10 protein-coding genes are annotated in these 15,290 nt (G+C 54.8%); 9 read left to right on the top strand and 1 reads right to left on the bottom strand.

Going from position 1 to position 15,290, the window contains the following annotated elements; translation table 11 throughout:
- Window positions 1-364: 364 nt before the first annotated feature.
- Window positions 365-5,635 carry an ATP-binding protein gene (locus AC3IX4_RS29265; RefSeq protein WP_489261593.1) on the top strand — a complete coding sequence of 1,757 codons (5,271 nt, stop codon included), beginning with the start codon at window positions 365-367 and terminating at the stop codon, window positions 5,633-5,635.
- A 316-nt stretch (window positions 5,636-5,951) separates the two neighbouring features.
- Here the strand turns inward: AC3IX4_RS29265 and AC3IX4_RS29270 are convergent, their stop codons facing one another.
- On the bottom strand, window positions 5,952-6,476 hold the full coding sequence (locus AC3IX4_RS29270) for a hypothetical protein (RefSeq protein ID WP_411961101.1): 525 nt from the start codon (window positions 6,474-6,476) through the stop codon (window positions 5,952-5,954).
- A gap of 286 nt (window positions 6,477-6,762) precedes the next feature.
- Here AC3IX4_RS29270 and mobH point away from each other — a divergent pair, with 286 nt between their 5' ends.
- The 8 genes from mobH (at window position 6,763) to AC3IX4_RS29310 (ending at window position 15,277) form a co-directional block, all read left to right on the top strand.
- Window positions 6,763-9,381: a MobH family relaxase gene (mobH, locus tag AC3IX4_RS29275; RefSeq protein WP_489261594.1), complete on the top strand. Its 2,619-nt coding sequence runs from the start codon at window positions 6,763-6,765 to the stop codon at window positions 9,379-9,381.
- Window positions 9,378-11,249: a conjugative transfer system coupling protein TraD gene (traD, locus tag AC3IX4_RS29280; RefSeq protein WP_489261595.1), complete on the top strand. Its 1,872-nt coding sequence runs from the start codon at window positions 9,378-9,380 to the stop codon at window positions 11,247-11,249. The genes mobH and traD overlap by 4 nt, the downstream gene beginning before the upstream one ends.
- On the top strand, window positions 11,239-11,712 hold the full coding sequence (locus AC3IX4_RS29285; RefSeq protein ID WP_489261596.1) for a hypothetical protein: 474 nt from the start codon (window positions 11,239-11,241) through the stop codon (window positions 11,710-11,712). Before traD ends, AC3IX4_RS29285 begins: the two co-directional genes overlap by 11 nt.
- A gap of 1 nt (window position 11,713) precedes the next feature.
- On the top strand, window positions 11,714-12,358 hold the full coding sequence (locus tag AC3IX4_RS29290; RefSeq protein WP_489261597.1) for an IncC plasmid conjugative DNA transfer DtrJ family protein: 645 nt from the start codon (window positions 11,714-11,716) through the stop codon (window positions 12,356-12,358).
- Between the two features lie 94 nt (window positions 12,359-12,452).
- A complete protein-coding gene (locus AC3IX4_RS29295; protein ID WP_489261598.1) occupies window positions 12,453-13,307 on the top strand; it encodes a DsbA family protein in 855 nt (284 codons plus the stop codon).
- The gene (gene traL, locus AC3IX4_RS29300; RefSeq protein WP_064363844.1) at window positions 13,304-13,585 is read left to right on the top strand and encodes a type IV conjugative transfer system protein TraL; all 282 of its coding nucleotides are present in this window, start codon (window positions 13,304-13,306) and stop codon (window positions 13,583-13,585) included. Before AC3IX4_RS29295 ends, traL begins: the two co-directional genes overlap by 4 nt.
- A gap of 8 nt (window positions 13,586-13,593) precedes the next feature.
- A complete protein-coding gene (locus AC3IX4_RS29305; protein ID WP_411961107.1) occupies window positions 13,594-14,241 on the top strand; it encodes a TraE/TraK family type IV conjugative transfer system protein in 648 nt (215 codons plus the stop codon).
- Entirely contained in the window at window positions 14,225-15,277 is a 1,053-nt protein-coding gene (locus AC3IX4_RS29310) for a TraK domain-containing protein (protein ID WP_489261599.1), read from the top strand. The genes AC3IX4_RS29305 and AC3IX4_RS29310 overlap by 17 nt, the downstream gene beginning before the upstream one ends.
- Window positions 15,278-15,290: the final 13 nt, after the last annotated feature.

Raw genomic sequence — 15,290 nt, forward strand, 5'->3', positions numbered from 1 at the left:
AAGGTGCATCCGGCGTACCAGACTTCACTGCCCTGGATACGCACCGCGTGCATACGCAACCTGCATTTGACTTGACCAGTCATTTGCATCGGATTTGACCAGAGTGCTTCGTGGCCATGCGCGGAAGAGAACGACCCTTAGGGGACGTTCCGGAGGTCAGGTTCCGGATGCCCCCCAGGTTTTGACTGCAGGCGCGGTGGCTTCGGTACCACCTCGGCGGTACACTTTGTCGGTGCAACACAGTTGTGCTGAACTAGCAATCGGGGACCTGTGACGCGCTTCAAGCCCACCATAAGGCTGCGAGGATCCTGCCCCCCTACTTCTCGCCGACAGATACGGCACAGCTACAAGCATTCGGAAGCTAATGGCCCAATCTAAGAACACATCGAAGCCGAAAGCGCCACGCGACGGCAGTGCGAAACGCGCGCCCGCGACGCTGCGGTCGACGAGCGGCGCCGGGTTCGAGTTCGAGGACCTGATAAGCGCCTGGCAGTTGGTGAAGGCCCTATCAGGTGAGCAGGCACCGGGTATCGGCGGCGTGGTCACGCAGGTCCAAGCACAAGTCTCGACCTTGGGGTGGTACATCGACGACCTGCTACTGACGGCCCAGGCCACCACCGGACCGCGGCGGCTTGCGATCTCCGTGAAGGGCAATTTGCAGGTGAACGCGGCCGGCCTTCCCGCTGACTTCGTGACGCGCGCTTGGGAACAGTGGCGTGACCCGAAGGGGCCATTCAATCGCGCGGCCGACGGGCTGGCCTTGGCCACACTCGGCACCCATCAGACGTTCGACCCGGTGTGGCGCGAAGTGAAGAACGCGTGTAGCGGCACGGATATCGCGCTCGCCATGAGCCGAATCCGCAGCAACAAGAGGCAGTCGGCCGTTTTCGACAGCGTCCAGAAGCCCGGCGAGGCGTCCGACGAGGAGACCATCGGGCTCATTCGCCGCTTACACGTGCTGCCGACCGACCTGCAGTTTGCGCACACCGAGAACGCGACCCATGCCATCGCGCAATGCCGTCGCCTTCTCGCGTCTAGCTGTGACGTCGAAGCGCAGTCTCTTTGGAAAGGTCTCATCAACATTGCGACGGAGGTGCGTCTTCGCAGCGGAACTATCACCGTCCCGAACCTATTGTCCTCGCTCAGGGGCCAGTTCGGCCTCCGTCATCATCCGGACTTTCAGCGCGATTGGGAGACGCTCCTCAACATCGCCGTGGACCACAAGGCGCGGATAGAGACGGAGTTACCTTCTGGCTACGTCGTCCCGCGGACAGCGGAGATGGCGTCGCTCCAGGCATCTGTTGCAAAGCACCCGGTCACGGTGGTCTTCGGGGAGTCGGGCTCGGGCAAGTCGGCGCTGGTCAAGTCTGTGTTGGACGGAGAGTTTCCCTCCTGGAACCAGGTATGGTTCGGCCCGGAAGACCTGAAAACGGCGCTTAGCGCCGCGCGCCGTGGCGCCCTCCCTCTCACGCACGAACTCTCGCTGGTGCTAAACGCCACGGTGAAGCCGCAGAACGTGCTGGTCATCGACTCTGCTGAACGCATCGAGGCCAGCGAGTTCGTCGTAGTTCGCCAACTGCTTCAAACTATCCTGGCGAGTGACGGCGAAGAGATCGAGGACGCGTGGCGGGTCATCATCGTCACGCAAACGCAGAGCTGGGTCGAAGACGAAGAGACGATACTCGGCGGGCGCAAAGCGCATCTTGTCGAGGTCGAAGCACTCAAGAGCGATGCGGTAAAGCTGGCGCTTCTGCCTTCGCCCACCTTGGGCTGGTTGGCCGCGCATGACGACACCATTGCGGCGCTGGCTAACCTGCGGACATTGGCGTGGGTCATCAAGGCAGGTGCGGCGCTTGGGGCTAACGCCAGTGGAATGGCGTCTCACACCGCAATCGCCGACCGCCTCTGGAAGCATTGGACGAAGGATCGCGCCGACGTGAAGGCGTTGATGATGCGCCTCGCCCAGCGAGAAGCATCGTTCGAGCGCAGCTTCGCGTTGACCGACCTGGAGCCAGCGGACACGGCGACGTTTACGCAGCGGCCCGACGAGCTTCCGCTGCACCTGAATGAGCGGACCAATCGCATCGAGTTCGAGCACGATCTCGCGGCGGATTGGGCGCGCTTCCAGTTCCTGAAACAGATTTGGACGGACACGCCGCAGTGGGCCGCCCTGGCCGGCAATCCGCTCTGGACGAACGCGCTCCGGTTGCTGGGCCAGTTCCTGCTGCGCCAGCCGTCCGAGACTGGCACGGCCTGGGATGTCGCCCTCGGGTCCGCGGAGGCCGCGAAGAACGATTTGGCGGCCGATATCCTCCTTGACGCGCTCTGCTTGGACCCCAACGCCGAACGCTTCCTGACCGAACGCGTCGACCTCCTGCTCGACAACGGCGCGAAACACTTCACACGACTGCTCCGGCGCTTCCACCACATCGCGACGGTGCCTACCGGCGGCGGAATGGGACTGGACGCGGCGGTCGGTTTGTACATGGAAGCGCGGTACCGCTCAATTGTCATTGGTCGTTGGCCGCCCGTTCTCCGCTTTCTCATCGCGCAGCGGGAGCGAATAGCCGGGCTGGTTTCGTCCGCTCTCGCGAAGGTCATCGAGACCTGGCTGACGAAGACGCCGCGCACGCTGAGCAATGGCAATCTGATGCCTTTCCGCCTGGAGATGGCGGAGATGGCGCTCGCCATGGCTCGGACCGTGCAGGTCGAGAAGGGCAACGGCGTGATGTACTTGAAGTCTGAGCCGTTGCTGTACACCGCACCACTGGCTGGGGCGGGCGACTTGCCAACCGAGGTCGGGAACTGGGCACTCGAACTTGCGGGACGCCGAGAGGTCAACGCTGAAGTCAAACGGCGCATTGCCGAAGTTCGGCTACAGAAGACGAAGGCGCACACCATGCGCCTGAAGACCGATGTCAAATATAAGGCGTGGCACAAAGAACGGAAGCAGATGCCGCGCGCCCTCGGATCGCTCCGCGAGCGATTGCCGCCTTGGCCGCTAGGGGCTAGCGAAAAGGTCGATATGGATTTCCGGACCGCCTGCATCAAAGAGAACGGCATCCAGTCTCTGATGCGTATGCAGCCTGAGTTGGCGGCCGAAATCCTGCTCGCGCTCATCATCGAAGACCAGCCGGAACGGGAGTACGTCTCTGGGAGTTTCGAAATGGACCTCGGCCTCGAATACTCCCAGGACGCTTACCCGACGGCCTTTTGGAAAAGCCCGTTCTTCCCCTTCTTGCAGCTGGCACCGGAAACGGCGCTCACCTCGCTCATCGCGCTGGTGAACTTCTGCACGGAGCGCTGGGTCGCCGAATTCATGAAGGGTCGAACCGGAGAGGCTCCCGGAGTGACGCTGCAATTTGCGGACGGTTCGGAGAAGACCTTCCCTGGCTGGTGGAAGGTATTCGGTTGGCCGCAGTCCAATGAATCGATGCGCAACGGAAACCTGTTCTGCGCTCTCGATGCGTTGGAGCGCTGGCTGACGGTTCGGCTCGACGCGGGGGAGGACATAACCGCTGATATCGAGAGAATACTCCGGGAGGGAAACTCTGCGGCGTTCGTCAGCGTGCTCCTCAACATCGCAAAGTATCGGCCATCGCTGCTGACGGGGCTCCTCGCGGCCCTGATTACGTTCCCTAACCTGTTCTATTGGGACAGTGTCCGCGTGAAGCAGGTTGCCTATAACTTCATCGGTTGGAGCTGGCTTAGGGACGGCCAAACGGTGTTTGACTTCGCCCGTGATTGGACCCTGGCGCCCCACCGCCAGCAGAAGTTCCTCCATGTCGTTGTCGAACTCCTATTGACTGACGACGACGTTGCACGGCGTCTTCAATCGCTGCTGGCGACCTGGTCGCTGCCTGAAAATCCGAAGGAGGCGTTGGAATTCAAGCTGCTATTCGCTGCGCTCGACCGGGCCAACTACCAGACCGTCACCGACCCGGCGACGGGCGCGGAGACTGAGGCGCTCGTGTACCCTGATGAATTGCGCCTCGCAGTGCAGGCGTGGCAGACCGAAAGCGCGCCAACCCTTGTGTATCTACTCGTACCGGACCGGTGCGAGCAGCGGCTTCAGGGCGGCCAGCCGCTCACCGACGATGAAGCCGCGTACCTCTTTAATCTGTTTCAGGAGTGTGGCGCCGGAGCGGAAGGCGAAGATGAGGACGCGAAATCGAAATGCCGTTTCGCTGCGGCCGGCACGCTCGTCGTATTGGGAGCCGCTTGGCTCGCCCGGAACCCCGAAGCGCAGAAGCACGCGCTCGAAGTCGTGCGCGCCTGTGTGGCGTCGGTCGCGTCGACAGAAGAAGATATTCGTGGTCAACGCATAGGTAACCTCGGTGACGATCTGAAGTTCGTCGCCTATGCGATCATGCACCTGTGGCTCGCCAATGGTGATGGCGTTCAGGAATGGGAGACCGCCGTCCTGCGCCTTCTGACGAGCGGCGACATGCGAGCAACCGCCGTTGTGGTCGGCGTCGCCTACGCCAATCGAGAACAGCTTGGCCCCGCTTGGTGGCGGTTGCTCCGCGCCGGGCTCCTCTGGTCGGGCCTCATCATGCTCACTCCGCACCATGACGATGGCGACAATGCTGAGCGCTCCTGGAGGGTGTGGCTCGCGCGGCTGCGGCGCTTTCCGCTACGTGGACCGAACGCGACTCCGCATGAGCTAGATCTCAAGCGTGTTGTCGCGGGCCGAGAACGTTTAGACTTCCAGCGCCGGACGCGGCGATACAATGCCGGCGACCAGACTTGGCGCGGAAAGCCGAAACGCGAACGAGGTGGTTCGCTAGACGGTCAGATCCTCGAAGTCCTGTTTAACTGGCTCATCGAAGGCAGTGGCACTGGCGACCGCAATCTCGACACGCGCTTGGCGCTGCGCATCTGGGATTACGACACTACGCGTGCTAAAGCGCGTGCGAAAAAGCATGGTGAGTACGACTTGCCGAGCCAGAACCTCGGCTACGACATCCTTTTGAAGCTCGGCGCCCTGTCGATCGCGGCGCCCGCAGGGGAAGAGCGCGCGGTTTGGGAACCCGTTCTCGTCCACGGTCCGGCCGCACACTACGCGCTGCAGCACTTCATTCGCGGCTTGTTCCTGCGCCTCGGGAAAGGTGACGACCCGGTGGCATTTGAGCGCGTCTGGCGCGCTACCGCGGAGTACGGCCTCTCAGCCGATTGGTCTCAACCTGGTCTCTGGTACTACGGCGAGCGCTTAACTTGCGACCTGCTTGGCTTTGGCAACGAGGATGCTCTGTCCCGGCTGCACCCTGGCGCGGCTCTGCGGATGAAGGATCTCTATAAACGCTGGGCCGCTACACACCTAGCTCGCGACGAAGAATGCGTCACCCGTTTCTGCCACTTTCTGACGACAAAGTTCGGAGCCCCACTTCGGCTTGACGGGCTTCGCTGGCTCGCCGCCATGCTGAAGGAACGCGAGCCGTCCACTCTCTGGTACCGCGAGGGTACGGGCGACGCATTGGTGGAGTTGGTGGCGGCGGCATTGAGTTCCGACGCGCAGGGCCTGTCGCAATACGCTCAGGCGCGGCAGGCGCTTATCGAGATAGCTGCTGCACTTGCAGCCATGAACATCCCAGCCGCCCTAGCTCTCCAAGAGCGCATTAAGCAACTGCGATAGTGGTCGAGAACAGGCTTTACAAGGTCGGCGTGACGAAAGTTCGTTCGCCGCTCCAATCTAAACGTCTGCAATTGGCCGTTCTCTGCCGGTCATGGCCACGAAGCAAGCTGGTCAAATCCGATGCAATTGGTGGTCAGAACGAATGCAAATGACTGGTCAGGTCGAATGCAAACGGGTGGTCAAGTGGAGTGCAATTTCGCACCACGGCCAGTCGCAACAATTGCCATCACTAGCCGCATCTATTTCGAGAATAGAAGGACGTTGCTCGTTCCCGTCGCCCCTAGCGTTGTCGCATCTATTTCGGAAGCCGACATCTTCATTTTTGAGTTAAACACTTTCCTCGTAGCGACGGCGGGATATGGTTCGGACCGCCGAGCGCCACCAATGACCATTCCTCCTCGGTCATTTCGCTGGTTGCCCCCTTACAAAACTTTCGATAGGCCCGCAGATACTGTTCGGAGTCCATATCAACGGTCGACGGTTTGACTTGGATGGGGACAGCAGAAGGTGTTCCTTGTGCAAGTGCTGAGCGTTGCCAATCCTCCGGACTTCCACGCAAAGCGAAGATTTTGACTGCGCCGTGATCGGACTCTTCGTTTTGGACAACAGGCCTGATCACGATTGCATCCTCGGACGCAAGCACGTGTTGATACGTGGGTTTCCGTAGCGCAGCACCGCCACGTCCCTCATGCCCCCAGGATGCACGAAACTCATCCCAATGGCGGACGGGAACCTCTACTGTCGTAGGCGCCACATAGCTGATCTCCTGCTTTGGTTTAGTCGAGCATCCGGTGAGGGCGATGCTGATTACTAGCACAATCATTAAGTTTTGATGCTTCACGATACTGTCTCTGTCTGAGGATGACAGTGAGGATAAGGGCCCTTGTTATCGCGCGCCGTTGTTGTCTGCCCCCACCGGGGGAGTCAATAGCGACGGGTATCCACTCCATCAATTGGCATCATTTCAGTCACAAGAACTGAATTGGTGCGTTGAATTGTTCAGAAATGCTTTAGCTAGGTTTTTTGGTCGCCGCCAGGCAGCCCATTCTATTCCTGAGCCCAAACATCCAGTTCACGTCCTGCTTTCTCCTGAAGTAATCAAAGGACTCCAGGATGGGGACGAACATATGCTGCGTTACCCTCCATTCATCAGCGGGTACCCCGCGCTGATTCGTGGGGGAGATTTACTGAAGCTTCACGTCGACAAATTGACCAAAATTCAGACGACTCTGGGCTTAAGGCCGGAAGAGTTTGAAGAGTTGGTTATGCCCGTTTTGCGCGCATACGCAGATTACGTTCATCTCCTTCCGGCATCCGAACTTCACCATCACCGCGGCCCTGGCGGTTTAATGCGGCACGGTATCGAGGTCGCCGCCTTCGCGGTTCTCAAGTCCAACAATGCAGTGTTTGATCACGATAAATATCCGCAAGAGAAGTCCAAGCGCGAGAAGCCTTGGCGAGTCGCTGCAATGTGCGCAGGGTTAATCCATGACGCTGGGAAGCCGCTGACGGATCTGCGAGTGACAGATGAGACGGGCGAAAAAGTGTGGGCTCCCGTGGAGGAGTCGTTGCTTGAATGGGCAAACCATCAAAGCGTGGCCCGGTATTACCTCCATTGGAATACAAATCGTCACAAGGTCCATAAACACCTCTCGGCGACGATGGTTGACACGTTGATTCCTCGTAAAACCCGTGGCTGGATAATGAATGCTGGCCAGGACATCTACGCGTCTATGGTGAACGCTATTAGTGGCGACGATCCCAACAGCGTTTTGACGAGCATTGTCAGTCGATCCGATTCAGCATCAGTTGAGCAGGACATGAAGCGTCATGGCGGGGAAGCCTCATCGAGTGGTACCGGCGTTCCTGTGAATCGTCTAGTTGTCGATGCTATACGCCGTTTGGTGACCATGGGGACATGGGGTGTCAACAAGAAAGGTTCTAGGGTCTGGGTCACGGTCGACGGTGTCTTTATTGTCTGGAAACAGGGAGCAGAAGACGTTGTTAAAGAAGTCATTTCTCAGGGAGTCAATGCAATTCCCCGCACCCCCGATTTATTGGCAAATGTGCTCATTGAAAATGGCCTCGCCGATCGTGGCCCTGATGGAGGGCCTTATTGGGACGTCGCACCGTTTGATTTAAGAAAAGTTGATCCAGCAGGGTTTACCAAAGAAACGTATTTGAAGTGCTTAAAAATCATGAGCGCAGATACGGTGTTTGGTTATGACCATCCGCCTGCCGCTGTGTCAGTGACACTCGGTAAAGATTCCAACGCCGTTACGCTGGAAGTGAACACGACAATTGAAATCAACCCGCTCGTGGTTGACCTAGCTGCACCTAATTCTGGTCAAAACAGCACACCTCCGAGTGGCGGAGGCATGGCCACCGCGTTAGGCGATTTGGTTAATAATTTTCAACCGACACCCGTTACAGGAACTCGTACGGCAAGTCCCGCCTTACACAAAAAGGCTGCTGCCAAGGGGATATCTCTTGAGCCCGTGGACACTGAGTCTTTAGTAACTGTGTTGGAGCCGGAGGTACAACCGCCAGCGTTGAAGACCCTTCTGGTTGAAGGGCTCGATATTGATAGTCTGTTTTCGGCTGATGAATTGGGTGAACAAGCGGCGATCCCTGCAGACGGCTTCCAACCATTGGCCTTCACTCTCGATGAAGATCAAGGCGCATTTGGAGCACCGTCCCCCGTAGAAGCTCCAGCGCGAGCAATTAAAGTGGAGCCTCCGTCAGAGCCTTCGAACTTCGACCTGGAAGCTTACTTGGCCGATCAGACGGCGAGCGCTGTGGATCTTGGCTCCTCACTCAACAACATCGTGTTTGAGGAGGAGGTTCACGAAGAGCCGCTGCCAGTGGCCGTACCCCCGGCAAATGCCTTTGATACGCTTGCCGGATTGTTTGAAGGTCTCGACCTAGCTCCGTCGACCCCGCGGAAACCTCGCACAATAGAAAAGGTCACGCAGGGAGAATTGTTAGATACCGCAGATCTTCCTTCTGCCAAAAAGCCAAATCGGCGCCGGAGAGAGGAAAACCCACAAGCTCCAACGCTTGAGAAACCTGTCCTTGCTCTCCAGCTTGAAGCATTGGCAATTCCATTAAAAGAATCTTCCGCTGATGACTCAATGGCAAAAGCTTCCCTTGCCACCCAAGAAAAGGGCGCACCGTCATTCGCAGACGATCTGGCACGCTCAGCGCCTGAGGCGATGGCGATCATGCGTCGTCACGTACCGAACGTCGTCCATTGGTCAACGTTAAATTCAAAGCTCTTTCTTCCACTCTCCAGCGGACAAAGCGTCCTGACAGAGGAAGAAGTTCTGGTTCTTGCCCAAGCGGGTTGGATCATGGAGAACTTCTTGAAAGGTGGCGGCTTGAAACAGCGACTTGTTCAGAAACTCAACAACATCAATGGCGTTGTTATTAGCAATAAAGCCGCGGAAGCAATTGAAGAGATTGCGAATCAAAAGTTTGAGTTTCTCCTCACTAACAAGAAACGAGACAAAGCCCAAACAGAACGCAATCGACACATTGTAAAACTGGCAATTCAACACGTTACAAGACTGACATTAGAGTCTGGCGATTCTGCAGCTGAGTTTACACCTGGGTCATTTAAAGCACTTGAGCCAATATTGGGTTTTGGGCATGAACAAATTAAAAATGCTGTTTGCGACTACTGTGATTTTGTGATGCGGCGCAAGAATATTGTCGTAATTATTCCAAGGGAGTTATTGGTATGAGTGAATGGTCGTATGATGTCCCTTGGCGTCCAAATTTTGAAGCTGTGGAAGTTGCTGCCTGGATGGGAGGAATGGTTGCCACCGCTTCGCTTGGCATGCTGAGTACCAACCTTCCTTTTATGCCTTTTGCATGCACGCTAGGTGTTCAGGCGTCTTTTGCCCTGAAAAAACTTCCCAAGGCCATTCGGCTGCACAGAATTAAGCAGCGCCTCGGTGCGCAACCGGTGGACCTACTTAGTCAAGATAAGTTACTTGATTTCATGATTGCAAACCCGTCTTCCGTTTATTTAGGTCAAGGTTATCAGTGGACACAGTCTGAAGGTCAAATGATGTTTGATCTTTTAAAAAGAGACGTCACAAAATTTGTGCCAAAGGTTAAAGATGGTTTCATGGGTGCGCCATGGATTCATGGGCTGAGCCAAAAGAAAGATGAAGACCAAAAAATTGAGACAGAACTAACAAGTCTTCACGAACTGATTGTGGGTACTACCGGTTCCGGAAAAACTCGCCTGTTTGATTTAAAGATAACCCAAGCTGTTCTGCGCGGAGAGGCTGTAATCGTGATCGATCCGAAAGGTGATCGCGAGTTAGCAGAAAATACTAAGCGCGCTTGTGAAATTGCGGGCGAACCAAATAGGTTTAAATACTTTCATCCGGCTTTCCCTGAAAAGTCTACAAGAGTCTCCCCGACAAAGAACTTTTCTAGACCAACAGAGGTTGCTAGCCGTATCGCCGCGCTGATGAAATCTGAGGCGGGTAACCCGTTCCAAGCGTTCGCAATGATGGCTATTAACAACGTTGTTCAGGCCATGCTTATTTGCGGTGAGCAGCCAACGTTGGTTTCTATCCGGCGTGCGTTGGAAGGCGGGCTGGCGTCTCTGATTATTCGAGCTATCAAAGCCTATGCTGAGCCGATAATTACTGACTTCGAAGCTACCGTTAAACATTATTTAAAGGGTGCGCAGCATGATGAAGCAAGGGCATTCCAGTTAATTTCAATGTATCGGGTTGAGGTACAGCCCATCAAAGCAAACTCCGATCTTGAAGGTGTCTTGTCTATGTTCGAACATGACAGTCAGCACTTTGGGAAAATGATTGCTTCGCTGATGCCGGTACTCAACATGCTTACTTCCGGTCACATGGGGCCGTTGCTGTCTCCCATGGACGATGACAATGATGATCGCGAAGTAACGGATACCAAAAAAATCATCGATGGCGGACAGGTTATGTACTTGGGCCTCGATTCTCTCTCTGACCCACTTGTCGGCTCGGCCATTGGTTCAATTTTCCTGGCCGACTTGGCCTCAGTCGCGGGTGAGCGTTACAACTACGGCGTGTCGCTACGCCCTGTGAGTATCTTCGTCGATGAAGCTGCAGAGGTGGTCAACGATCAGCTCATCCAATTGTTAAACAAGGGGCGCGGTGCAAAGCTCAGCCTTTACGTGGCGACTCAAACCATCGCCGATTTCGAAGCTCGGATGGGGGACGCCGCGAAGGCTAGACAGGTGCTGGGCAACACGAACCATCTTATTGCTCTTCGGATTACCGATCCGGATACACAAGAGTACGTTGCATCGAAAATCCCACCAACCCGATTCAAATACATTATGCGGACGCAAGGTGCTTCCTCTGGCCAGGATCCCCACATGCACTCGGGTAACGTCGGTGAGAGGCTCATGGAGGAAGAAGGGGAGTTATTTCCGTCGCAGATGTTCGGCCAGTTACCAAACCTAGAATATATTGCGATTATGGCTGGTGGTAGGTTGATTAAAGGTAAGGTCCCTGTACTAACGACACCACAAGATATGAATAAAGCTACAGAGCTCGCCGCCAAATATAAAGAAGTTGTACTTAAAAATGCAGCGTAAAAAACATATGAACAATACAGCTACCGCAAACAAGGCATTTTTGGAAGTGTTCGGCGACAACCGATCATTGAAAGATGCCCTGTATCTCTTGAAGTCCGACTGGCCCCGTGCCGCTGCACTTATCGGTGTGGCTGCCGTTTTGTTGAGAACGCCAGAAACTGTCCAAATCACCAAAGTTGTTATCCAAAGTGCTCTGGAGTCATACCTTTCCAAGGTTGGGTCGACCGATAGAGTTCGGTTGGTTGCTTTTATGGATCCATTCATTGATGGGATGTGCGATATCATCTGCAACGATGAATTGCTTAAAACAAATCCAGTGGTTTCTGCTGAGATAGCAAAAATCATGGCCGACGCAGATTGTGACTCGCACAAATATCCTAGGGAGGCAGTAACGAAAGCGTTGCTTCAGCCTGAAAATCCGTTGTCCAGGGTATGGAAGTTGATTGAGTCGGGGAGAAAGTGACATGGAGGAAAAGTGGCCAAAAACGTTCTGGGCTTTCATAGTTTGCTTTTTTATAGAAATCCTTCTAGTCGTATGCCTTGTGCCCAATACATTTATCGAGCGTTCAATATTAAAAGAGCAGGGGTGGACGCGTGATCTTTTGGGGGATGACTCAGAGCAATTGGTTAGGCAATCAACAGACCAGTTGTACATTTCCTTCTTGGGAGATTCTGGGATTAAAGAAACTGTTTCAAGCTTCTTTATCCCCTCTGAGGCGGAAATGGAAAAGTCAAAAGGTTGGGAGCACCTTGGTGAGCTTTGGTTTCCATTTATCAAAGCCAGAGGCGAAGCGCTTGCGATGGTGATTTACCATATTATTTATCGAATTATACTTCTTGGTATGTGGGTTCCGTCTATGGTAATCATGGTTGTTCCATCAATGGTCGCAGGGTACATGGCGTGGCAAATTAAAAGGTACAATTTCGAATATTCATCACCCTTTTTAAACAAGTACAGCTCGATGCTCTTAATGTTTTTCACTGCGGCGTTGCTCGTCAGTTTTATTGCGCCTTTGCCAATCCCTCCTTTGATAATTCCGGTGTTAACGATCATCGTAATACCGTTCGCTTGCGTGCTCCTCCTCGGGAATCTTCCTAAACGCATCTAGCTCGGTGGTGTCCGCCCCCTCAGTGGGGGCGAACTGCCCACCTATCTCGTTCCGACACCGACAAAATCACTCTATCTGAATAGGAGTGATTTTTGTGCCTAGTGCTACCCAAAACAAGTTATCCCGATTTTTCCCGGTTGCATTAGCAACACTTGGTCTCGTGGCCGCGGCATTTTCTCTGTACTGCCAGAACAATCTGCAAAAGCAGATGGATGAAACCAATGACGTGCTCGATCGCTTAGGTACTCAGCACGCGAAAATCAAACCATGGGCCTATTCCTACGAGCAGATGAAAGACGCCGTTGAGCAGCTGCAGGTGCTGTACCCATCGTTGATGACTTCTGCAACGTCAGTTGCACCCGGTCAAGAGCATACAGCTCCGGCAGGCGTCGGGATCGAGCGGCGATATGGTGAAGCTAACTCACAGTTCACCCTGGTTGAGTTTAGCGATACGGAATGCCCGTATTGCCAGCAGTTCTATCCCGCACCGAAAGCTTTGGTTGATGGTTCGAGAGGCAATATTTCGCTGATCTTTAAACACGTTCCACTACACGGCGAAAACTCTCGCCTTGCAGCCCTCACGGCGGAATGTGCAGCTGATCAAGGCGGCAATCAGTCATTTTTTCGCATGATCGGTTCCATCTTTTCTTCGACCGCTGGCAATGGCCGCGGCACGCAAAAACCACTTTCGAGCATCGCCGAGGATTTGGGTCTCGACTCGCGAAAAATCACCGCCTGTGTGGATAGCGGACGTTACGACGACAAGATCCGCGCTGACCTTCAAGAGGCTGTGCAAGCTGGTGTCAAGGTGACTCCTACCACTCTCATTATCCATAACCCAACAGGCCGAAAGCAGGTTCTTTCCGGTGCATATCCTCCCGATGAAATTGTGAAGGCTATGTCAGCACTGGTTAACGGCGGTTCTGCTCAGCCAGGAGTTCAACAATGAAACAAGTCACCATTCCTCAGTATGTCGATGATCCTCCTCACGTCCTCTTCTGGCAGGCCGACGAAGTCGCCCCGATAGGTCTCGGCCTTGTTCTGGGAGTCTTTTTTGGGATGGCCGGGATTCTTACTTTGGCCGGAGTGCTGATGACTCGTGTTTATCGCAAGTATCGAGATCGAAACCCCGATGGTTATCTGGCACACATGATCTGGTGGTACACCGGTATCGGTGGCCCTAAAGCCAGGTCGATTCCTAATCCATTTATCAATCGACTTCACTGAGGCATCACATGCTCAGCAAATTTTTTGGCAATACCGCCCAGGGCCTGAAGAAAGAGAACTCAACGTTCAAGGTGTTGCTGTACGCCATGGTTGTTCTCAACTTTCTTCTCGCGATAGTCGCTCTAAACAAGGAGTCGATTCAAACGATCACGCCTCCGACCTTAGTAGAGCAGGCGTGGGTTGATGAGAACTCAGCGTCCGACACGTACACCGAAGCATGGGCTATGTACGTAGCGCTCGTCTTGGGCAACGTGACGCCCGGCACGGCTGAAATGATTCAAAAAATCATGGATCCGCTGCTGTCACCAGAAATCTATCAGGACTTTGTGGCCCTTCTGCAAAAGCAGGTTGGTGAGATTCGTAGGGATCGAGTCACCCTGAAATTCGAAGCGCGGAAGATCACCAAAGAGCCTGGTAAGCCGAACATCTTCTATGTCAGCGGTCGCTCGACGATGGAAGGGCCTACAGGCAAGAAAGAACGCGAAGACCGCACTTACGTCATTGAGATCCGAATCAAGCGGTACAAGCCCATCATCGAGTTTATCGACACCTACAAAGGTGGTGCTCGAACTGAAACCGTCCAAAGTCGTCTCGATCGAGCGGAAGAAAACAAAGAGCGTCGTCGTCAGGAGCGTGAACGTGAACTTGCAAAATAATTTCAAAGCGCTTGCGGCGGCACTCGTGTTGGCCACCTGTTCCGCACATGCAGATTCAAAGCTTGTTTTGCCCGACATTTCGGTAAAAAAGGCTGAGACCAGCCATCCCTCGGCATCCACCGCTAATGGCAGCGCAGTAACAGGCGGTACTCAACCGAACAATGCTCAACCGGTTAAATCCACCGAAGCACCCAAAGCGGCAAAGATGGTCCAGGTCACACCAGGTCAAGCGAATGACCTGCCAGCGGTTGATGCTCCAGTGGTACGGGGACCGGCTGCGGTGAGAGCGGAGCCTATCAAAACGATGCAGGAGATTCTTATCGCGCCAGGGGTAAACACAATCATTCCAGTGGCACTGTCACACCTGAACAGGATCGTAACGCCGTTTGAGAATCCGATCGTCCAGACCGTGACTGACGCTGAAACGAAAGTAGTGAAAAATATCGTCTATGTTTCGACGACCAGCGAAACCCCAGTGGCGATGTATATCACGCCCAAGGACGATGAAAGCCTTGCTTTATCGGTGACGCTGGCGCCGCAAAAGATTCCTCCAATCGAAGCAAATTTGATATTGGATGAGGGTCGCAGCGGGCAAAAAACGTTGGGTGGCCAAGGTGGGCGCCGCCACTACAGCGGTGCGGCTCGTAAATGGGAGGAGTCTCAACCCTACATGGATTCCATCCGCGGGATCATGCGCGCCATTGCACTCAACAAACTTCCAAAAGGGTACAGCCTCAGCAATCTCGCGCCTGGTGACACGGTCCCTGCTTGCTATCAGGACGGTTTAGACGTGGACTTCAGCCGCTCACAGGTGATGCTCGGCCATAACTTCCAGGTACTAGTCGCGGTCGCCAGCAATACCACCAACCAGCCATTGCTGGTCGACGAAACGGCTTGTACTCATCCAAACCTGGCTGCTGCTTCCGTCTGGCCGAACAATCTTCTCGAGCCTGGTATGAAAACCGAGATCTACATTGTTTTGCGCGTCGGTGAAGAGCAGACCGATGACTCTCAGCGCCCAAGTTTGCTGAATTAAGGGAGGGCTCACA

The sequence above is a fragment of the Pseudomonas sp. KH_021 genome, from assembly GCF_057838865.1.